Raw genomic sequence first — 22,134 nt, 5'->3', positions numbered from 1 at the left:
GCAGGCGCAAAACTAAAGAGTCTCTACCTTGGGAAAGCGTAAAAAAGCATTATTCACAGCTAAAATTCTTCTTTTTGGAGAATATGGAATCATAGAAAACTCTATGGGTCTTTCTATTCCTTTCAATCACTTTGGAGGCTCATTAAAAATCCAGAAAGAGGGTTCTACACAAGAATCCAGTGAATCCAATCAACATCTGAAAAAATTCGTTTCTTATTTGAAACAACTGTCAAACAACAACGAATTGATTGTTGCACTTGACATTGATGCTTTTGAAAAGGATGTAAACAAAGGGATGTATTTTGATTCAAGTATTCCAAAAGGTTTTGGCATTGGCAGTTCGGGTGCTTTGTGTGCGTCTGTATATGATAAATATGCACAACATAGAATCACAGTACAAGATTTAAATAGTCAATCAATTTTAGAGTTAAAAACTGGTCTTGCTCAAATGGAAAGCTATTTTCATGGCAAGAGTTCGGGACTTGACCCGCTGATTTGTTATTTAAACCTTCCTGTTCTGGTAAAATCAGAACAATATATCAGCCCAATTGGTTTGCCACAAGCAGATGATGAAGGGTTGGGTGCGATTTTCCTTATCAATTCTGGCACTCCCGGTCAAACCCAAAGTATGGTTACATTATTCTTAGAAAAATGCAAAACGGAAGGGTTTAGGAATCTGATTAAAACTGAGTTTAAAAAATACAATGACCTGTGTATAGATGCTTTTCTGAGAAAAGATTTCAAACCTTTGTTTGGTTCATTAAAAGAACTGTCCACTTTGGTTTTTGAACATTTCCAACCTATGATTCCTGAAGTGTTTAAAACGCTTTGGCAACAAGGCATAGAGACGAATGCTTACTATCTCAAACTCTGCGGCAGTGGAGGCGGTGGTTATATTTTAGGTTTTACTAAAGATTTCAAAGCTGCTGAGCAATATCTAAAAGCATATAACCCGCAAATCATATATAAATTTTAACCTTTCCTTTGTAATATGAACAGCCGGAACATTAAATACCTTAAGGTTCTTGCGCTGATGTCTTCTGTACGTTGGTACAATATTCTATTAACTGCATTTGCACAGTATCTATCTGCAATTTGTATTTTCAATTCATTTCCTGAGGGGTTACTTGTCATTTTATTTGACCTGAGACTCCATCTGATAGTTCTCTGCACCTTATTAATAATTGCCGGTGGATTCCTCATCAATGACTTTTATGATTTCAAACATGATTTAATAGTAAGACCTCATATCACAATCTTTCAAGAGTATTTATCTAAAGACTTCAGAATACGACTGTATGTCTGGCTTAATCTCATTGCACTGGGATTAGCACTCATTGCATCATTCGAAATCTTCTTATATTTCTTTGTTTTGGCATTTTCGCTCTGGTTCTATTCTCACAAGTTGAAGAAATATCCACTCATTAAAGAGATTGCTTCATCATTGCTGACAGTGTCATGCTTCTTTAGTGTGGGAATGCACTATGGCAAAATTTATTGGGAAGTGATTGCATTTGGGGTCTATTTCACAATGCTACTTTTCACCAAAGCAATTATCAAAGGGAAAGAAGAAGTAAAAGGTGATATTTTATTGCAGCGCAACAGTATTGCGGGTATTTTGGGCGACCGCAGAACACGCATTGTGATTAGTATTTCTATATTGATTCAACTCGTTTACTCAGTATTTCTTTATTTCCAATTCTATCCTGCGCATTGGCTGTATTATATATTCTTCTCTAATATTACTTTATTAGGTGTTTTGTTTGGATTGCTCAAACTCAGACAAGGAGATTTTTATATACTCAACTTTGTGTTTAAAGTACTGATAGTGTTAGGAACACTCAACTTAGTATTCTTCTAAATTATTGTCGGCTGAGTTTTAGCTGCCACTTCCAAGCAGAATCAAGCATCTCTGTCAAGTCTCTTTTTGCCTGCCAATGCAGCACTTGAGATGCTTTTGAAGGGTTTGCCCATACTTGTTCGACATCACCTTCTCTTCGTTTTGCATATACATGATTCAGCTTGACGCCACTTACCTGTTGGAAAGTTTCAACCATTTCTTTTACAGAATAACCTGTTCCTGTACCAAGATTATAAACTTCAAAATTTCCTTCATTACTACCAAATGCCGGATTGAGTAATCGTTCTAATGCAAGTATATGTGCATCAGCTAAATCACACACATGCAGATAGTCACGAATACAAGTTCCGTCAGGGGTATTATAATCATCTCCGAAAATGGAGAGTTCTTTTCTAATTCCAATTGCGGTTTGGGTAATAAATGGCACCAGGTTGTTCGGCACACCTAAAGGCAACTCTCCTATCTCAGCCGAAGGGTGAGCACCAATCGGATTAAAATATCTAAGCGATACGGTTTGAAATTCGCTGATTGAATCACGTAAAATTTCTTCACATATTTTCTTTGTATTGCCATACGGAGAAGTCGGAATGGCGACAGGCGCATTCTCTGCAACCGGCAAATGCTCCGGCTGTCCATAGACTGTGCAAGATGACGAAAACACAATTTTTGAACAATGATTCTTTTGCATTACTTCCATCAAAGTTAGTAAGCCACCAACATTATTTCTGTAATACAAAAGCGGTTTTTGCACACTTTCACCAACCGCTTTATAGGCTGCAAAATGCACCACCATATCAATAGAATGTTGCTGAAAAATCATATCCAATGCGCTTTTGTCATTCACATCAATAGAATAAAATATTGGGGACTTTTTGCAAATACTTTCTATGCCTTTCAACACATTGACAGAACTATTGCTCAGATTATCAACTACAATAGGATTATACCCTTTGGCAAACAGTTCTACAACTGTATGTGATCCTATAAATCCTAATCCTCCGGTAACTAAAATATCTTTAGCCATTATTTAATACGGACAACTTTGTTATTACTTAACTTATATTCTTGACCGCTTTCAGGACAAGTGGCGAAGCCATTCTTATCAAAGACTAATTTATGACCGAATTCACTCATCCACCCAGTTTGACGCGCTGGGTTTCCAATAAGCAGTGCAAAATCAGGTACATCTTTAGTAACAACAGCACCGGCTCCAATAAATGCAAACTTCCCAATATCATTACCACACACAATCGTTGCATTGGCTCCTATACTTGCACCTTGTCCAACATGTGTTTTGGCATATTGGTTTCTTCTATTGACAGCACTACGTGGATTTATCACATTAGTAAAAACCATTGAAGGTCCGAGAAAAACATCATCATCACAAGTAACTCCGGTATATATTGAAACATTGTTTTGCACTTTTACATTGTTACCCAACACAACCTCAGGTGACACAACAACATTTTGTCCAAAATTACAATTCTTGCCTATTTTGCAATTACTCATAATATGAGTAAAATGCCAAATTTTGGTACCTTCTCCAATCTCACACCCTTCATCAACAACAGCTGTTTCATGGGCAAAATACGTATTCTCTTTGTTTTGCATTGGAGTGCAAAAATATAGTTTTAGACCCAAGTATTCCAACTCTTCATAAAGACATTTTTGGATTCTTGAGTGGTATATATTTAAGATACTTATGAAGCAACAAAGTGTGTATCGACTCAGAACTTCACTATGTTTGCATTTACATTTTCACAGTTATGGAAGGCAAATTAACACATTGGCTGGTTTGGATAGGCATTGCATTAATAATTTATCTGTGCTTTACCTATTTGAGTAATGTCATTCTATATTTTACTATTTCCATTATACTGTCATTTCTTGGAGGACCGTTGGTACACATACTCTCTGAAAAAGGTGTTGGAAAAATTAAAATACCTCGCTCAATGGCAGCAATATTCACCTTGCTGATTTTTGCATTATTGATTTTTGGCTTTATTTTGTTGTTTGTTCCTTTGATAAGCAAACAAATTAAATTCTTAACAAGCATAGATTATAACGCAGTGTATAACACAATAGAAACAAGGATGTCCGGAATAATTATACGGTTAGAACAGCTCAATCTATGGCCCTCGAAAGAGGATTGGCAATCCATTTTCAACAAAATATTAAGCGTATTTTCTGCAAAAGACATCAGTGGTTACTTTGGAACAGCACTAAGTATTTCTACAGGAATACTAATTGCCATATTTGCTGCTTTCTTCATTACATTTTTTCTACTAAAAGATGCAGGCTTGTTCAATCAAATAATACTTTCATTAACTCCCGAAAAATACATGGATAAAGTGAAGAACACAATCCAAAATAGCAAAGAGATGTTATCCCGATATTTTTTAGGACTTCTCATTCAAATTACTCTAATCTCTATAGTTGTTTGGGCAGGGCTTGCCATGATTGGTGTAGAGAATGCATTGGTGTTAGGATTGATTACAGGGCTGCTTAATATTATTCCATATATTGGACCTTTAATCAGCATTGTTATTGGAGTATTGATTGGAATTACTTCAGAGTTGGCAATAGCAAGCAATGTGAACATTGGCATTTTCGCTATAAAAATATTTGCAGTGTACATGGCTGTCCAGCTGTTGGACAATATTGTTTTTCAACCGCTTATTTTCTCTAAAAGTGTTAATGCACATCCCCTCGAAATTTTTATTGTCGTATTGATTGCCGGAACTTTATTTGGAATATTAGGCATGATTGCTGCCATTCCGGTTTACACGATATTCAGAGTCATATTCAGAGAGTTTTTCCCCGGTTTAAAAGTGGTAAAAAAACTCACTGACAAGATGAATAAGTAACCATATTAATTTCACAAACTACTATCTTTGTAATTATGTTACTACGCTTGAGCAAGAGATTGTTTTTGATTGTCTTACTCCCATTTCTACCATTTTTAAACATATACGCATCTGACTCAACAAAGTCCACCGTTGTAGTTTTTGACATAAGAGAAGAGATAGCTCCTACTGCAACCCGGCTTGTCAGCAAAGCTTTAAGCATTGCCAGAGAAGCAAATGCAGATTTAATTGTCATTAATATGGATACTTATGGCGGCTTAGTCAACGATGCAGACTCGATTCGATACGCCATTCTAAAATCAAAGATTCCGGTTGTTGTATTTATTAATCCTAATGCTGCATCTGCGGGTGCATTAATCTCAATCGCTTGTAAACACATCTATATGTCTCAAGGTGCTAGTATTGGTGCTGCAACAGTGGTTACAGAAGATGGAAATGCTGCTCCCGACAAATATCAAAGTTATATGAGAAGTATCATGCGCTCCACCGCAGAAGCTCATGGCAGGACCATAAACTCAGCAGGTGATTCAATCTGGATACGCAACCCGGATATTGCTGAAGCAATGGTTGATCAGGATATTGAGATTGAAGGTATTACAGCAAAGGGAAAGGTAATAACATTTACATCCGCTGAGGCTATTAAATATGGTTTTTGTGAAGGCATTAAAAACAATATCGAAGAAGTAATCAATGCTGAAGGTATCCAACATTACGAAATAATTAAAGTAGAAAAGAATGTCATTGATATTATATTCGGATTTCTTAAAAATCCTGCAGTTAGCAGTGTTCTAGTTCTATTAATTATTGGAGGAATTTATTATGAACTACGCACACCCGGAATTGGTTTTCCAATTGTTGTATCAGCAGTATCAGCAGTGCTGTACTTTGCGCCAAATTATATTGACGGATTAGCTGCAAATTGGGAAATCCTGCTTTTTATAGTTGGTGTTATTCTGCTTTTGATAGAAATCTTTGCTATCCCAGGATTTGGTGTAACCGGGATTACCGGCATTATCGCAATACTTTCTTCATTAGTGCTTGGTTTAGTGTCAAACAATGGATTCGACTTTAGTATTCAAAACCCTGCTCAAATCAGCAATGCTCTCTTAATTGTCAGCATTGCGCTTGCAGTCTTTATCAGCATTATAATATATTCCGGTGTCTCATTCCATAATTCTATATTATTGAAAAAAATGAGTTTAGAATCAACATTAACAGAATCAAAACAAATAGAAAACACAGAAGACGCTTACATTTCAATTGGAGATATAGGAATAGCATTTACCGACATCAAACCCCAAGGCAAAGTAATTTGTCAAAATAAAATAGTTCCTGTACATTCAATTTATGGACTAATTGAAAAAGATAGTGAGGTAAAATTCATTAGGAAAGAAGGTAATAGCTGGTTAGTAGAAGCGCATTAGTCGCAAAAAAATGTTATTTCGTCCATAACCTTTTAAGCTCTAATTTTTGTAATATTTTAGATTAGTTATTTGAACGCTGAAAGCAACATCAGAAATGGAGAAGAAGCGCATAATTATTGAATACAGTTCTCTTCCTAAGGATATTTTGGCTTTAATGGAAGAAAAATACCCTGATGGATTTGAACATGATGTAATTAAATTTCCAAATGCAAAAGGAGAATTAATTTATGCTGTAAGAGTCGAAACCAACTCTGCAATTTACCTCGTCAAGGTTAGCAAACAACTAAAAGAAATGCTTGAAGACTATGATGATGAGGATGAGGACGATGATGAGGACAAAGATGTTAGTTCAACCTTAGCAAAAAATATTGTTCCTAAAGACATCATACCTGAAGATGAATTAGAGGAAGATGATGAAGAAGACAATTATGATTCTGCTTCTGAGGACGATGAGGATGATGATGAGGATTAATATTTCTAAATGAGATTTCTGCAACTTCTATTTTTGACATTTCAGAGATAGAACAAAGCAGAGAGATTGAATTCAAAAGAAAAACTTCTAGAAACACTTCAACACTATTGGGGCTATAATTCATTTAGACCTCAACAAGAAGATATCATCTGCTCTGTATTAGCAGGAAACGACACCTTAGCTCTTCTACCAACTGGTGGAGGCAAGTCAATTTGTTTCCAAGTGCCGGGATTACTTTCCGGAAAACTCTGCCTCGTTATTTCTCCTTTAATAGCTTTAATGCGAGACCAAGTTGGGCATCTTGTGTCTAAAGGCATCACAGCACATGCACTCTTTAGCGGACAATCTGCAAAAGAACAAAACACCATTTTAGACCAAGCAGTTAATAATCAATTATCGTTTTTATATTTATCACCGGAACGGTTGGCCTCCAAGGATTTCAGAGGCTGGCTTCAAAATATGGAATTAGGTTTAATTGCCGTTGATGAAGCCCACTGTATCAGTCAATGGGGTTATGATTTTAGACAGGAATATTTACAAATTGCCGAAATTAGGGAATTGTTTCCCAATGTACCTATGCTTGCTTTGACTGCAAGTGCTACTAAAGAAGTTGTCAAAGACATTATGAAGTCTTTGAAATTTAGACCAACAGCTAAAGTTTTTCAAAATAGTTTTATCCGAGAGAATCTTATTTATATAACCAGAAAAGTTGAGAATAAGAATCTTAAGATACTGGAAATCTGCAAAAAGGTACAAGGTACAGGCATCATATACAGCAGGAACAGAAGAGGAACAGAGGAAATTTCAAAGTATCTAAGTCAAAATGGGATTCAAAGTGATTTCTATCATGCCGGACTTACAACAGAAGAACGAAATCAAAAACAAAGCAACTGGATTTCAAACAAAACAAGAGTTATAGTTTGCACTAATGCTTTTGGAATGGGTATTGACAAACCGGATGTACGTTTTGTTGTACACTACGAACCTCCCGACTGTTTAGAATCATATTATCAAGAAGCAGGCAGAGCAGGTAGAGATGGTCAAAAGGCTTACTGTATCTTGTGTTACATGGATATTGATTTTGAAAATGAACGTACAAGAATCAACGAACAATTCCCTGATAACACATCTCTTAACTCAATATACCAGAAAATCTGCAATTTTCTCAAAATTATGGAAGGAAGCGGACAAGGAATTAGTCATGATTTTACCCTTAGTCAATTTTGCAATGAATACAAACTCCCCTTACGTAATTCATACTTTGCCATTAGTCTGTTACAAAAATTAGGGTATCTTCAAATCAATGAAACAGGCATTGTAATCAGCACACTCAAAATCCTTGTAACTCCTCAAGAATTATATCAACTACAAGTCCAAAATGAAAATTACAATCTCCTTTTCTTAGCAATACTACGCACACGCGGTGGATACTTTGACTTTTATACTCAAATAGATGAGTTGAAAATTGCATTGTTGATTAACACACAGGAAGCAAATGTAAAAAAAATGCTCTTAGCCCTCCACAAAGAGGGTTACATCGATTATATTCCAAAAACTTCCACACCTCAACTCATTCTCACTGAATCCCGATATGACAAAATAAACCCTAACAGAACGTTAGTCAATCTCTTGCATAAGAAGGCTATAGAAAGATTTGAGAGTATTCGCACCTATGTACAAAATGAGAAAATTTGCAACAATCGGTTTCTTGCCTTGTATTTTGGAGAAAAATCAAAATACACTTGCGGCAAATGCAATGTTTGTATTGAAAACAATATAGAACCTTTATCCGAGAAAGAGTTCGAGATTTACATGAATCTGATTCAAGATAAATTAACAAAACAAAAACAAGACCTTAAAAGTCTTGTACTCGGCTTAAAGACATCAGAAAAAAGAAAGTTCCTTGAAGCATTTGAATGGATGCTTAATAACAATTGGATTACGAGAGACAAAACCGGATTATTTGAATGGAAAAAAAGAGGAAAATAATATTTACGGTAACAAACGATCTCAGTTTTGACCAAAGGATGCAAAAGATTTGTAGTGCTTTGGCAGAGGAAGGGTATCAAGTTGTGTTAGTAGGACGAAAATTACCTTCTTCTCAAAAACTACAAGAAAGGAATTATTTGCAAAAAAGGCTGCGCTGTTACATAAATAAAGGGTTCTTGTTTTATCTTGAATACAATGTAAGATTGTTGATATACTTACTCTTTTCTAAGTTTGATATTGTTTCTTCCGTTGATTTAGATACCATAAGTCCTTGTGCAATCATTGCAAAACTTAAACGAAAAAAACTTGTTTTTGATGCACATGAATATTTCACACAAGTACCAGAAGTAGTTGACAGAAAAGGTGTGCAGAGGGTTTGGTCTTGGATTGAAAAAACATTCGTTCCACAAGCAGATTTATGTTATACCGTGGGGGAAAAGTTGGCTGAAAACTTTACTACCAGACTGAAATGTAAATTTTATGTTATAAGAAATACACCAAAGTTAGATGAAAGCATACTTCATGCAGAACTATCTATTCCTGAAAAAAAATTTATTCTTTATCAAGGAGCCTTAAACAAAGCGCGAGGTATTGAAAACATGATACTTGCCATGCAACAATTAGATATTGAATTTCATATAGTTGGAGAAGGTGATTTGAGTGATATTCTGAAAAAATTGGTAAAAGAAAATAACTTAGAAAACAAAGTTAAATTCTTAGGGTATATGACACCAGAAGAACTGAGAGGTTATTCAAAAAGAGCCTTTTTAGGATTGAATGTATCTGAAAACGTTGGGCTAAGTTATTTCTATTCTCTCAACAATAAATTTTTTGACTATGTACATGCGCTGCTACCTTCACTACTCAACAAGTTTCCAGAATACGAAAATTTAAACCAAATTCAAGAAGTAGGCATCCTTACAGATTCTCGACCTGAAGACTTAGTAGCCAAAACACGTTTAGCCATTGCAAACAATCAATACTATATGCAACTAAAGCGCAATTGCCAACGAGCTGCTCAAATTTGGAACTGGGAAAATGAAAAAAAACAATTAATCACACTCTATGCTAGAATATAAAGACAACTACCTACACATCATTAGTTTTGATGTACCTTTTCCTGCCGATTACGGTGGAGTAATGGATGTATTTCATAAAATAAGGGCTTTGGCAGATTGCAATATCAATATAATACTACATTGTTTTCAATATGGACGATCTGCACAAGCTGAACTCAATAAATATTGTCATAAAGTATATTATTACCCACGCAAACGCTTGTTAAATCCACTAAAAGGCACCCTGCCCTATATTGTTTCATCCAGAGAATGTCCAGAACTCTTAACTAATCTCCTTCAAGATAACTACCCAATCATATTTGAAGGAATTCACACTACGTTTTATTTAAATCATCCTGACTTAAAACACCGATTGAAGATAGTACGTAACCATAATATTGAACACGAATACTATAACAATCTAGCTCAAGTCGAAAAGAATATTTTCAAAAGAATATTTTTTCAAAAAGAAGCTATGAGGTTAAAAAATTATGAGTCAAATCTAATCCATGCAAATTACGTTCTTGCAATTTCACAACCCGATACGACATATTTAAAAAGTAAGGGCATTAACGCTCGTTGGGTATCAGCATTTCATCCTAATGACTATGTAGATATTAAGCCGGGCACAGGAAATTACATATTTTATCATGGAAACTTAGGAGTACCAGAGAATAATCATGCAGCTTTATTCCTTGTAAAAGAAGTCTTTAGGTTAATCAACCTTCCGGTAATTATTGCAGGCAGTAATCCTTCTGCAGAATTGAGAAGAGCTGTTAAAAAATTATCTTATGTAACACTCAAAGATAATCTTAGCAATGAAGAAATCATGGAGCATATTCGCGATGCACAAGTAAATGTGCTGGTAACATTCCAAGCTACCGGAATTAAGCTCAAGTTACTCAATTCATTATTTATTGGCAGACATACCGTTGTTAATAAACAAATGGTTGAAAATACCGGAGTTGAAGCATTATGTCATGTAGCTAATAATCCTTTTGAATTAGCTGAAAGTATCTTCAACCTTTGGGAAAAACCTTTTTCCGAAATTCAAGTAAAAGAAAGAGTACACCTATTGGACAGCAAATTCAGCAATGCTTCAAGTGCAGAAAAGATTCTTGACTTATTTAGAAGAGACGAGAAAGTGAGAGTATAACTCGATAATAAACTCGTTGACCACGCTTCCAATGTTGGGATTTATTAACGCATGTCCTTCATTAACAATCCTAATTCTCGCCTCCGGAAATATTCTTTGAACAGTGGATTGAATAGAAGGCTTTATAATTCTATCCTCCTTTCCAAGAATACAGAAAGTTGATATCGAATAATCTTGAAAACATTGTTGAATCTGTGTCTTAGAGAATGAAATAGCGGCTGTTTGTAGCCACACAGTAAATAATCTGGCTCTTTTTGGAATTGAATTAAACTTCTGCAAATAAAACTGGAATACTCCTTCAGGTAGTATTTGAATAAACGTAAGCAGTTTTAATATGAAAAAAACAATGTCAGGATGGTGAATTAAGAATCTAGGTATCCATTGATGTCGAGCACAAATTTGAACAACATTCACCTTCTGAAAACCATCCGGAGCTAAAAGAATACATGACTTGAATAAATGAGGCAATAAGCAAGTCAGAGAGATAGCATATCTAGCACCGATACTATAGCCCAGAGAAACTATAAATTTATTTTCAAGATTTAAAAATTGAATTAATGCCTCAAGAATTTCTTTAAAATCCTGTTTTTCAAGCCCTCCTTCCTCTCTCCATACACTTTCTCCATGCTCAAAAAGACTAATTGAAAGTACCATTGCATTTGAAATTGAATCGCTCCAGACCCTATAACTATCGGCATCCTTACCATAACCATGGAATGCAATTATCAAAACTTCACCCTCCCCAAAAAGGGAATATTGAATCTTTGAATTTCTAGAAGAGAAAATGGGCATATAACCCCTAGTTTTTACGACAGTTTTAAGAAAGCCTTTATGATAGCTTTACCGTCAACATTATATAAAAAGTCAGAGGCACATCTTTCAGGGTGTGGCATCATACCAATAACATTACCCGTTTCATTACAAATACCGGCAATATTATCAACTGACCCATTTGGATTAGAATCTTCGGTTAAGGAACCTTCAGCACTACAATAAGTAAACAAGATTTGATTATTCTTTTTCAGATTATTTAAAGTAGTTGTGTCTGCAAAATAGCGCCCTTCACCATGTGCTATTGGCACTTTATATGGGATATGGGATAATGTTTGGGTCTTGACAGCATTTGAATTGGCTTTTAGATAAACATCTTTACAAACAAATTTTCTGTTTTCATTTCTTAACAAAGCACCGGGTAGTAAATTTGACTCACAAAGTATTTGAAATCCATTACAAATACCAATGATTTTACCTCCATTTTGAGCAAAGACTTTCAGCTCTTGCATAATAGGAGAAATCTTAGCCAATGCACCACTTCTAAGGTAATCCCCAAAGGAAAACCCTCCTGGAAGGAAAATATGTGTACAACCTTTAAGATCAGAACTCTTATGCCATAGTTCTTCAACGGTAGTATGAGTGATGGATGAAAGTACTTCTATCAAATCCCTATCACAATTTGAACCAGGGAAAACAACAACACCAATTTTCATGCAACAAAAATATGAAATACTAAGCGGTTTAGAACTCCCAACATTTACCTTTATTAAATCTAAATCCTCCGCGTCCACGCTTACCGGAACCGAATCCCAGATCCATTACACCTCTTAGCGGATAATCAAATTTAATCAGAATAAAGAAATATCCATCTTTATCCTTAGGATCTCCTCTAATTGCACCTGGCGCATCGAAACCCGGAATTGTACTCGTAGTATTATTAACCCACTCTAATGCTTTAGCACCACTTGAAGTATATAATTTATTTCGATCCGGGAAAACAGTACTAACATCATCAAGGTAATCAGTAAAATTTCTTCTAGTATTTACTTCAATACCCAAATAGCCATCACCAACTCTAAATCTATATCCAAGACCAAAAGGTATATTGACACCTGTGTTTTTATAGGGTTTTATATCATCTCGATAATTTTGACCTTCCGTTCCAAGTGGTCTTAATTTGATAACTTCTCCATTTAATCTGCCCTTTGGCTCAAAATAAAAGAAGCCTACCCCGCCATATAGATAGAAACTACCTGACTTATCGTATCGACTTCGTCCATTATGTCCAAAGTGTAATTCAAAAACAGCACTTCCTTCCACTATTGGGCTAAAGAAGTTTGCATTTCTTCCATGTCTCTCAACGTTTTTCGTAAGTTTATCATCTGCTGTAATCCGTGCATAGGCAATATTGGTACGGAAAGCAACTTTATCTCCTAAAAAAACTCTAAAGCCGCCTAGAAGAGCATAACGAGTTGAAGCAAAATTAAGGTCAGAAATATCATTTGTACCTCTCAATGGCTTTCCTCCTAGATCTCCAAGAAAATGACTTGTCCCGACTGCACCAATTATTTCAAATTGAGCAAACGATTGGCGTGTACACAAAAATAAACACACCACTAAGAAAAAAGACTGTCTAAAAAACCGTACTACGCCTCCCATGTGTTTTTTTGAATAAATACTTTTCAAACTTCTATCTCCTCTTTTTTTTGCAGTTGGCAAAGGTAATCAACGAATTAATAAAACAAAAACAGAATTGGATAAAAACAGAAAAAAAGGACAAAATTTAGCGCCAACAATACGATTCGGGTTATTAACATATTATGAACATGTTAATAACTGCGATTATTTATACTTTTAAGATCTATGTTAGAGAACAAAGTATTATTTTTATGCTTGTCCTGTCATTCCCCCAAAATTAATTGGAAATCCGGGTGGGTTATTATTACTCTCAACCTCTCCAAAATTATCTTCAAAACGTTTCATATTATCAGAAAGCGCAGCTAATAATCGCTTCGCATGTTGCGGGGTTAATATAATTCTTGATTTGACTTTTCCTTTAGGAATGCCCGGCAATATCTTAACGAAATCAATAATAAATTCAGAATTTGAATGTGTAATTATTGCAAGATTTGAATAAATACCTTCTGCTACCTCTTCAGATAATTCTATATCCAATTGATTTGGAGGCAAATTTGTTTCTTTCTTTTCCATATTATTTTAATTTTAGTTTAGACAAAGAAACCCACTGCATAGTGGGTTTCTTTATAAGTCATTTTATACAGTTGAGAATTAATGAGAGGCGGATGAGACTGAGTCTCCAGCTTTAACATCCAATTCATCTTCATTTTTAGAAGCCAAAAGCATTTCATACTCTTCCTTAGAACCAACAACAATATTTTCATATTCTCTTAATCCGGTTCCGGCAGGTATTAAATGCCCTACAATTACATTTTCTTTCAATCCACGTAAATCATCAACTTTACCTGAAATTGCAGCTTCATTTAACACTTTGGTTGTTTCTTGGAAGGAAGCAGCTGACAAGAAACTTTGAGTACCTAAAGAAGCTTTTGTAATTCCTTGTAGCAGAGGCATCATGGTAGCAGTTACAGCGTCTCTCACCTCCACTTGTTTCATATCTTGTCTTTTCAATTTTGAATTTTCTTCTCTTAATTCTCTCAAAGAAACAACTTGACCAGGTTTCAACGTGGTTGAATCACCTGCATCTAATACTACCTTTTTATCAAAGATTGCATCATTTTCCTGATTGAATTCCCATTTCTCAACCGATTCACCTTCTAATAAAACAGTATCTCCGGATTCTACAACCTCAACTTTTTGCATCATTTGACGAATAATAATTTCAATGTGCTTATTATTAATCTTTACACCTTGCAGTCTATACACCTCTTGGATACCATTTAAGATATATTCTTGTACAGCTGTAGGACCTTGAATACGGAGAATATCTTGCGGAGTTATTGCTCCATCAGAGAGTGCACTTCCAGCTTTAATAAAATCACCGTCTTGTACAAATATATGTTTTGACAATGGCACCAAATACTGCTTTACTTCGCCTTCCCTAGATTGAACAATAATCTCACGGTTACTTCTTTTGATTCCACCATAAGTAACAATACCGTCAATTTCAGACACTACTGCAGGGTTAGATGGATTTCTTGCCTCAAATAACTCAGTAATACGAGGCAATCCTCCGGTAATATCACTTGTTTTACTTCCTGTTCTAGGGATTTTTGCAATTACATCTCCGGCTTTTATCTTTTGTTTATTATCAACAGCTAAGCGTGCGCCTACAGGGAGGTTTATCTCTTTCAGAGTAGCACCCTTCTTGTCATTAATCTTAATGATAGGGATTATTGTTTTGTCCTTGCTGTCAGTAATTACCTTCTCTTTATAACCTGTTTGATCATCTATTTCTTCTTTAAAAGAAACACCTGATTCAAGTCCTGAAAATTCTATTACTCCATCCAAATCTGATAAAATAATGGCATTATATGGATCCCATGAGCATATTAAATTGTTCTTCGAAATTTTTTGGTTATTCTTTATATAAAGTGTTGAGCTATAAGGAATATGATAGGTTGTAATCAATGAGTTGGTTTTACTATCTAATATTCTCACATCACCTGAACGTCCAATCACAATTTCAGTTTTGGATTCTTCACCAGTCTCTTCATTAATCCTCTCTGCAGTAATCGTTTTAATTTCCTCAAAAACTGCAATCCCATCATACTTACTCTTGATTTCAGATTCAGCAGCAATATTTGCAGCCGTACCTCCCACGTGGAAAGTTCTAAGAGTTAACTGAGTACCTGGCTCTCCAATTGATTGTGCAGCTATAACACCAACTGCTTCACCATTTTGCACCATTCTATTGGTTGCAAGATTGCGACCATAACATTTGGTACAAACTCCTGAGTGTGATTCACATGTCATTACAGAACGGATTTCCACCTCTTCGATTCCTGCCTCATCTATTTGTTTTGCAACGATTTCGTCAATTTGCTCACCAGCAGCAATAATTAATTTATTGGTTTTGGGATGGTAAATATCGTGTAAACCAATTCGACCTAAAATACGCTCTGACAATGGTTCAACTATTTCATCATTTTCTTTTAGCGCACCCATTGTAATACCTCTTAAGGTACCACAGTCTTCTTCAGTAATGATTACATCTTGAGCTACATCATGCAAACGTCTGGTCAAATAACCGGCATCTGCAGTTTTAAGTGCAGTATCTGCAAGACCTTTACGAGCACCGTGTGTTGAGATAAAATACTCTAATACAGATAACCCTTCTTTAAAATTCGCAAGAATTGGGTTTTCAATAATCTCACCACCACCACCACCTACGTGTTTTCTTGGTTTAGCCATCAGCCCCCTCATACCTCCTAACTGTCTAATCTGTTCTTTTGACCCCCTTGCGCCAGAGTCTAACATCATATAGATTGGGTTAAACCCTTGTCTGTCTTCACTTAATTGTTTAAGCAGAATTTCAGACACTCTTGAGTTAACTTTGGTCCATATATCAATAACTTGATTATAACGCTCATTATCTGTAATGAATCCATTCTCGTAGTTCATTGTTACCTCTTCCACTTCAGCTCTCGCTTGATCTACAAGTTCTTTCTTCATTTCAGGAATATTTACGTCTGAAATATTAAATGACAACCCTCCTTTAAATGCATAATAGAAGCCCATATCCTTAATATTATCAAGGAAATCAGAAGTAACTTTTATACCACAAACTTGCACCATTTCACCAATAATGTTTCTTAATGATTTTTTGGTCAATGTTTGATTAATAAAGCCCATTTCAGCAGGGACAACTTGATTAAAGAGCACTCGACCTACTGTAGTATCTATAAATTTATAGGTAAGTTTGTTTTGTTCTTTAACATTTGCTTTTATTTTTATCCATGCATTTAAATCAGCTCTGCCTTCATTAAAAGCAATGATGACTTCTTCAGGGGAATAAAAAGTAAGGTTTTCGCCTTTAATTTTCAGATCAGCAGTTGATTTTTTCCCTTTTGAAATATAATAGAGTCCCAAAATCATATCCTGAGATGGTACTGCAATTGGTGCTCCATTCGCAGGGTTCAGAATATTATTTGGAGCTAACATTAACATCTGAGCTTCTAAGATTGCTGCATTTCCTAAAGGAACGTGTACAGCCATTTGGTCTCCGTCAAAGTCAGCATTATATCCGGTACAGGTCAACGGATGTAGTTGAATTGCTTTTCCTTCTACTAATTTAGGTTGGAATGCCTGAATACCCAATCTATGCAATGTAGGAGCACGGTTTAGCAACACAGGATGTCCTTTTAAAATATTTTCAAGTATTTCCCAAATAACAGACTCTTTTCTATCTACAATCTTTTTTGCAGACTTTACTGTTTTAACAATACCTCTTTCAATCAGTTTACGAATAATAAAAGGTTTAAACAGTTCAGCAGCCATTCCTTTAGGAATACCACACTCATTAATCTTTAATTTAGGACCCACCACAATAACGGAACGTCCTGAATAATCAACCCTTTTACCTAACAAGTTTTGTCTAAAACGACCTTGTTTCCCTTTGAGCATATCACTCAAAGATTTTAGAGGTCTATTACCTGCGGTTTTAACAGCATTTGCACGTCTGGTGTTGTCCAACAATGAATCAACAGCCTCTTGCAACATTCTCTTTTCATTTCTTAAAATTACATCAGGGGCTTTGATATCAACTAATCGTTTCAATCTGTTATTCCTGATGATAACTCTTCTATAAAGATCATTTAAGTCAGAAGTAGCAAATCTTCCTCCTTCCAATGGCACCAAAGGTCTTAATTCCGGTGGTATCACAGGCAGGTTACGGAGAATCATCCATTCAGGTTGATTAGCGCCTGTTTTTTGTGAAGCTCTGAATGATTCAATAACCTTAAGTCTTTTTAATGCTTCTGCTTTTCTCTGCTGACTGGTTTCATTGGCAGCTTGATGTCTTAACTCATAAGATAGTTCATCAAGCTTTAGCCCTTTTAATAAATCTTCTAATGCTTCGGCACCCATTTTAGCAATAAACTTATTAGGGTCCGAATCATCAAGATATTGGTTTTCCTTTGGAAGAGATTCGACAATTTCATTATACTCCTCTTCTGTTAAGAAATCTAACTTATTCAAATCTGCTTTAATACCCGGCTGAATAACCACATATCTTTCATAATAAACCAACATATCCAGCTTCTTGGAAGATAAGCCTAACAAGTATCCTATCTTATTTGGTAATGACTTGAAATACCAGATATGAGCAACAGGAACGATTAATTCAATATGTCCCATTCTCTCACGTCTGACTTTCTTTTCAGTTACTTCAACACCACAGCGATCACATACAATCCCTTTGTAACGAATGCGTTTGTACTTACCACAATGACATTCATAATCCTTTACAGGACCGAAAATCTTTTCACAGAACAAACCTCCCATTTCAGGCTTAAAGGACCGGTAATTGATTGTTTCAGGCTTTGTAACTTCTCCGAAAGATCTTTGTAGAATCATTTCAGGTGAAGCCAAACTGATTCTCATTTTGCTAAAATTAGCGTTTATTTTAGGTGTTTTTTTATTTGTTTGCATTGATTCTTTTCTAATTATTAAGGTGATAATTATTCAAATGACATCTCAAGTCCTAAACCTCTTAATTCATGTAATAACACATTAAACGATTCGGGTATTCCATTCATTACAATGGGGTCACCCTTCACAATTGATTCATAGGCTTTTGCTCTACCAACAATATCGTCTGATTTAATTGTAAGTATCTCACGTAAGATGTTTGATGCGCCAAATGCTTCAAGTGCCCACACCTCCATCTCTCCGAATCTTTGACCTCCAAATTGAGCTTTACCTCCTAATGGTTGTTGTGTAATAAGAGAGTAAGGACCAATAGAACGTGCGTGCATCTTATCATCAATCATGTGACCTAATTTGAGCATATAAATAACTCCAACTGTGGTTTTTTGATCAAATAATTCACCAGTGAGACCATTGTAAAGGTTAACAGAACCAAACTCAGGTAACCCTGCTTTCTTTATATATTCCGCTACTTCTTCTTCAGAAGCTCCATCAAAAATTGGTGTTGCAAACTTGAGTCCAAGTTCCATACCTGCCCAACCTAAGATTGTTTCATATATTTGTCCCAGATTCATCCTTGAAGGCACACCTAGAGGATTTAAAACAATATCAACCGGAGTTCCATCTTCCAAGAAAGGCATATCTTCTTCTGCAACAATTCTTGCAACAATACCTTTATTTCCGTGACGACCTGCCATCTTATCACCCACCTTCAGTTTTCTCTTGGTAGCAACATATACTTTAGCCATCTTTAAAATACCGGTTGGTAATTCATCTCCTACGGTTATAGCAAAATACTCTCTTCTGAATTCAGCATAGAACTCATTCTTTGCATTCTTGTAGTTGACTAATACCTTTCTAATCAATTCGTTTTTCTCTGAATCTGTAGTCCAACCATCATAATTGATATTGTCATAATCAATAGAAGCTAAAGCCTTTTGAGAAAATTTAGTACCCTTAGGAATCACATACTCATTTAAAGAATTCTTAATTCCTTGTGATGTTTTACCATTCACAAGTTTGAAAAGTTTTTGAATTAACTTTTCTCTAATCTTAGAAACATTTCTTTCGTAATCTGTTTCAAGTTTAGTAATTTTAGATTTCTCTTCAGTCTTGATTCCTTTTACTTTCTTAGAACGAACGAAAAGTTGCTTGTTGATAACATATCCTGATGTTGAAGGTGGTGCTTTCAATGAAGCATCTTTAACATCTCCAGCTTTGTCTCCAAAAATAGCTCTTAAAAGTTTCTCTTCAGGACTAGGCTCTGATTCACCTTTAGGAGTAATTTTTCCAATCAAAATATCTCCTTCCTTAACTTCTGCGCCAACTCTTATTAAACCATTCTCATCAAGGTTTTTCGTTGCCTCTTCACTAACGTTAGGAATATCATTTGTAAGTTCTTCTTCCCCTCTCTTTGTGTCTCTCACTTCAACCTCAAATTCAAAAACATGTAATGAAGTAAACCAGTCTTCTTTTACAACTTTTTCTGAAATTACAATAGCATCCTCAAAATTATATCCTTGCCAAGGCATAAATGCTACTTTCAAATTTCTTCCTAAAGCCAACTCTCCTCCATCTGTAGCATAACCTTCACAAAGTACTTGTCCTGCTTTTACTTGTTGTCCTTTCTTAACAATCGGTCTGAGATTTACACATGTATTCTGATTTGTTCTTCTGAACTTGGTAATTGGATAAGATACGACATTACCTGTAAAACTTGACAATTCATCTTCTTCAGAAAATTCATATTTAATTCTAATTTCATTACCATCAACATATTCAATGATTCCATCATTTTCTGCCACAATTAAAGCACGAGAATCTTTGGCAACTTTACCTTCTAAACCGGTTCCTACAATAGGAGCTTGTGGTCTTAACAAAGGTACTGCTTGACGTTGCATGTTTGAACCCATCAGAGCACGGTTTGCGTCATTGTGTTCAAGGAAAGGGATTAAAGATGCTGCAATTGAGACAATTTGATTAGGCGCAACATCCATACAGTCGATTTTATCCGGCTCAACAATAGGGAAATCTCCTTCAAATCTTGCTTTAACTAAGTCTGAGGCAAATGTTCCATCAGAGTTTAATTCTGCATTTGCCTGTGCAATTGTCTTTGTGTCTTCATCCTCAGCACTCAAATAAACAACATTTCCATTCATATTAACCTTACCATCGACAACATTTCTATATGGAGTTTCGATAAAGCCCATGCTGTTAATTTTAGCATATACACAAAGAGAAGAAATCAAACCAATATTTGGACCTTCTGGTGTTTCTATTGTACATAGACGTCCATAATGAGTGTAGTGTACGTCCCTTACTTCGAAACCGGCTCTTTCTCTTGACAAACCACCAGGTCCGAGAGCAGATAATCTGCGTTTATTAGTCAATTCAGCCAATGGATTGGTTTGATCCATAAACTGTGATAATTGATTAGTACCAAAGAAAGAATTGATTACAGAAGAAAGAGTTCTTGCATTTATCAAATCAGTAGGAGTGAACACTTCGTTATCACGAATGTTCATTTTTTCTCTGATTGTTCTTGACATTCTTGCCAAACCCACGCCAAATTGTTGATACAACTGTTCTCCAACTGTTCTTACTCTTCTGTTACTCAAATGGTCAATATCATCAACATCAGCTCGTGAATTACTTAATTCAATCAGATAATTGATAATACTTATAATATCCTCCTTAGTTAGAACCTTGGTTTCCATAGGAATATCTAAGTTCAACTTTCTATTAATTCTATATCTACCCACATCTCCAAGGTCATATCGCTTATCAGAAAAGAATAGACGTTCAATAATACCACGAGCTGTTTCCTCATCAGGTGGCTCTGTATTTCTTAATTGACGATAAATATGTTCTACAGCTTCTTTGCCGGAGTTTGAAGTATCCTTTTGTAGTGTATTATAGATGATTGCATAATCATTCTTAGAGTCAGTATTTTTATTTAAAATAATTGTTTTAACTCCAGAATCCAGAATCAAGTCAATGTGTGCATTCTCAAGAATTGTATCTCTTTCTAAAACTACTTCGTTTCTTTCAATAGACACAACCTCTCCTGTATCTTCATCAACAAAATCTTCAATCCAGGTTCTAAGTACACGTGCAGAAAGTTTACGTCCTATATACTTCTTCAAACCGGTCTTACTAACTTTTACTTCCTCAGCTAAACCAAAAATGTTAAGAATATCCTTATCTGATTCATAGCCTATTGCCCTAAGCAAGGTAGTAACAGGAAATTTCTTTTTTCTATCAATATACGCAAACATAACGTTGTTCACGTCAGTTGCAAATTCAATCCAAGAACCTTTAAAAGGAATAATTCTGGCTGAATATAACTTAGTTCCATTAGTATGATAAGATTGTCCAAAGAATACACCGGGAGAGCGGTGAAGTTGCGAAACAATCACTCTCTCAGCACCATTAATGATGAAGGTACCTTGCGGAGTCATGTATGGGATAGTACCTAAGTACACATCTTGAACAATAGTCTCAAAATCTTCATGATCTGCATCATTACAATACAGTTTCAACTTAGCTTTTAAAGGAACAGCATATGTTAATCCTCTATCAATACATTCAAATATTGAATATCTTGGTGGATCAACAAAATAGTCGAGAAACTCAAGAGTGAATATATTTCTAGTATCACTAATCGGGAAGTTTTCAACAAAAACTTTGTATAATCCTTCTTCAACCTTTTTATCAGATTGAGTATCAAGCTGAAAAAATTCCTTAAAAGACTTTAATTGTATTTCGAGAAAATCAGGGTAATCAATAACCCTTTCTGTTTTAGAGAAGTCAATTCTCTTGTTGTTTTCTGCTATAGTTGCCAAGTTGTATTAATTTTAATTATTAATTTGTAAAACGCACAAAGCAGCCCCCTATAAAAGAGGG

16 protein-coding genes are annotated in these 22,134 nt (G+C 35.3%); 8 read left to right on the top strand and 8 right to left on the bottom strand.

The features are described from left to right. Window positions 1-28: 28 nt before the first annotated feature. Together M0R38_02015 and M0R38_02010 are read left to right on the top strand one after the other, a co-directional pair. Window positions 29-976 carry a mevalonate kinase gene (locus tag M0R38_02015; GenBank protein MCK9480519.1) on the top strand — a complete coding sequence of 316 codons (948 nt, stop codon included), beginning with the start codon at window positions 29-31 and terminating at the stop codon, window positions 974-976. Window positions 977-991: 15 nt separating this feature from the next. After that, window positions 992-1,861, top strand: coding sequence for a UbiA family prenyltransferase (locus M0R38_02010; protein ID MCK9480518.1), 870 nt, complete (start codon window positions 992-994; stop codon window positions 1,859-1,861). 1 nt (window position 1,862) lies between these two features. On the opposite strand, the gene galE is transcribed toward M0R38_02010, so the two are convergent. Both galE and M0R38_02000 read right to left on the bottom strand, forming a co-directional pair. Next, window positions 1,863-2,885, bottom strand: a complete 1,023-nt coding sequence (galE, locus tag M0R38_02005) for a UDP-glucose 4-epimerase GalE (protein ID MCK9480517.1) — start codon at window positions 2,883-2,885, stop codon at window positions 1,863-1,865. Continuing rightward, complete coding sequence (locus tag M0R38_02000; GenBank protein ID MCK9480516.1) at window positions 2,885-3,472, bottom strand: N-acetyltransferase; 588 nt, start codon at window positions 3,470-3,472, stop codon at window positions 2,885-2,887. Before M0R38_02000 ends, galE begins: the two co-directional genes overlap by 1 nt. A 155-nt stretch (window positions 3,473-3,627) precedes the next feature. Between M0R38_02000 and M0R38_01995 the strand changes: the two genes are divergently transcribed. From M0R38_01995 to M0R38_01970, 6 genes are all read left to right on the top strand, one after another. After that, the gene (locus M0R38_01995) at window positions 3,628-4,728 is read left to right on the top strand and encodes an AI-2E family transporter (GenBank protein MCK9480515.1); all 1,101 of its coding nucleotides are present in this window, start codon (window positions 3,628-3,630) and stop codon (window positions 4,726-4,728) included. A 35-nt stretch (window positions 4,729-4,763) separates the two neighbouring features. Then, window positions 4,764-6,152 carry a nodulation protein NfeD gene (locus M0R38_01990; protein ID MCK9480514.1) on the top strand — a complete coding sequence of 463 codons (1,389 nt, stop codon included), beginning with the start codon at window positions 4,764-4,766 and terminating at the stop codon, window positions 6,150-6,152. Between the two features lie 94 nt (window positions 6,153-6,246). Next, window positions 6,247-6,624 carry a DNA primase gene (locus M0R38_01985; protein ID MCK9480513.1) on the top strand — a complete coding sequence of 126 codons (378 nt, stop codon included), beginning with the start codon at window positions 6,247-6,249 and terminating at the stop codon, window positions 6,622-6,624. Between the two features lie 66 nt (window positions 6,625-6,690). Beyond that, window positions 6,691-8,613: a RecQ family ATP-dependent DNA helicase gene (locus M0R38_01980; protein MCK9480512.1), complete on the top strand. Its 1,923-nt coding sequence runs from the start codon at window positions 6,691-6,693 to the stop codon at window positions 8,611-8,613. Then, window positions 8,592-9,692: a glycosyltransferase gene (locus M0R38_01975; GenBank protein MCK9480511.1), complete on the top strand. Its 1,101-nt coding sequence runs from the start codon at window positions 8,592-8,594 to the stop codon at window positions 9,690-9,692. Before M0R38_01980 ends, M0R38_01975 begins: the two co-directional genes overlap by 22 nt. Further along, window positions 9,679-10,827 (top strand): glycosyltransferase family 1 protein, encoded by a 1,149-nt coding sequence (locus M0R38_01970; protein ID MCK9480510.1) that lies wholly within the window; start codon window positions 9,679-9,681, stop codon window positions 10,825-10,827. Before M0R38_01975 ends, M0R38_01970 begins: the two co-directional genes overlap by 14 nt. Here the strand turns inward: M0R38_01970 and M0R38_01965 are convergent. The 6 genes from M0R38_01965 to rpoB all read right to left on the bottom strand — a co-directional run bounded on the left by M0R38_01965 (window position 10,795) and on the right by rpoB (window position 22,064). Further along, window positions 10,795-11,556 carry an alpha/beta hydrolase gene (locus M0R38_01965; GenBank protein ID MCK9480509.1) on the bottom strand — a complete coding sequence of 254 codons (762 nt, stop codon included), beginning with the start codon at window positions 11,554-11,556 and terminating at the stop codon, window positions 10,795-10,797. The genes M0R38_01970 and M0R38_01965 overlap by 33 nt on opposite strands. 77 nt (window positions 11,557-11,633) lie before the next feature. After that, window positions 11,634-12,314, bottom strand: coding sequence for a phosphoribosylformylglycinamidine synthase subunit PurQ (purQ, locus tag M0R38_01960; protein ID MCK9480508.1), 681 nt, complete (start codon window positions 12,312-12,314; stop codon window positions 11,634-11,636). A gap of 28 nt (window positions 12,315-12,342) precedes the next feature. Next, entirely contained in the window at window positions 12,343-13,287 is a 945-nt protein-coding gene (locus M0R38_01955; GenBank protein ID MCK9480507.1) for a DUF6089 family protein, read from the bottom strand. Between the two features lie 201 nt (window positions 13,288-13,488). Further along, the gene (locus M0R38_01950; GenBank protein MCK9480506.1) at window positions 13,489-13,812 is read right to left on the bottom strand and encodes a DUF3467 domain-containing protein; all 324 of its coding nucleotides are present in this window, start codon (window positions 13,810-13,812) and stop codon (window positions 13,489-13,491) included. A 78-nt stretch (window positions 13,813-13,890) separates the two neighbouring features. Beyond that, window positions 13,891-18,183, bottom strand: a complete 4,293-nt coding sequence (gene rpoC / locus M0R38_01945) for a DNA-directed RNA polymerase subunit beta' (protein ID MCK9480505.1) — start codon at window positions 18,181-18,183, stop codon at window positions 13,891-13,893. A gap of 77 nt (window positions 18,184-18,260) precedes the next feature. Continuing rightward, on the bottom strand, window positions 18,261-22,064 hold the full coding sequence (gene rpoB / locus M0R38_01940; protein ID MCK9480504.1) for a DNA-directed RNA polymerase subunit beta: 3,804 nt from the start codon (window positions 22,062-22,064) through the stop codon (window positions 18,261-18,263). Window positions 22,065-22,134: the final 70 nt, after the last annotated feature.

Source organism: Bacteroidia bacterium (genome assembly GCA_023228875.1).
In the GTDB taxonomy this organism is placed as follows: domain Bacteria; phylum Bacteroidota; class Bacteroidia; order NS11-12g; family UBA955; genus JALOAG01.
The sequence above is the reverse complement of the archived record's forward strand: the minus strand, read 5'-3'. Positions and strand labels throughout refer to the sequence as shown.

What these genes read in the sequence shown, in the direction of transcription:
- galE (MCK9480517.1), bottom strand. Translation starts at nt 2,885, where the DNA reads ATGGCTAAAGATATTTTAGTTACCGGAGGATTAGGATTTATAGGATCA.
- M0R38_01950 (MCK9480506.1), bottom strand. Translation starts at nt 13,812, where the DNA reads ATGGAAAAGAAAGAAACAAATTTGCCTCCAAATCAATTGGATATAGAA.
- purQ (MCK9480508.1), bottom strand. Translation starts at nt 12,314, where the DNA reads ATGAAAATTGGTGTTGTTGTTTTCCCTGGTTCAAATTGTGATAGGGAT.
- M0R38_01995 (MCK9480515.1), top strand. Translation starts at nt 3,628, where the DNA reads ATGGAAGGCAAATTAACACATTGGCTGGTTTGGATAGGCATTGCATTA.
- M0R38_02010 (MCK9480518.1), top strand. Translation starts at nt 992, where the DNA reads ATGAACAGCCGGAACATTAAATACCTTAAGGTTCTTGCGCTGATGTCT.
- rpoC (MCK9480505.1), bottom strand. Translation starts at nt 18,183, where the DNA reads ATGAGAATCAGTTTGGCTTCACCTGAAATGATTCTACAAAGATCTTTC.
- M0R38_01975 (MCK9480511.1), top strand. Translation starts at nt 8,592, where the DNA reads ATGGAAAAAAAGAGGAAAATAATATTTACGGTAACAAACGATCTCAGT.
- M0R38_01985 (MCK9480513.1), top strand. Translation starts at nt 6,247, where the DNA reads ATGGAGAAGAAGCGCATAATTATTGAATACAGTTCTCTTCCTAAGGAT.
- M0R38_01990 (MCK9480514.1), top strand. Translation starts at nt 4,764, where the DNA reads ATGTTACTACGCTTGAGCAAGAGATTGTTTTTGATTGTCTTACTCCCA.
- M0R38_01970 (MCK9480510.1), top strand. Translation starts at nt 9,679, where the DNA reads ATGCTAGAATATAAAGACAACTACCTACACATCATTAGTTTTGATGTA.
- M0R38_02000 (MCK9480516.1), bottom strand. Translation starts at nt 3,472, where the DNA reads ATGCAAAACAAAGAGAATACGTATTTTGCCCATGAAACAGCTGTTGTT.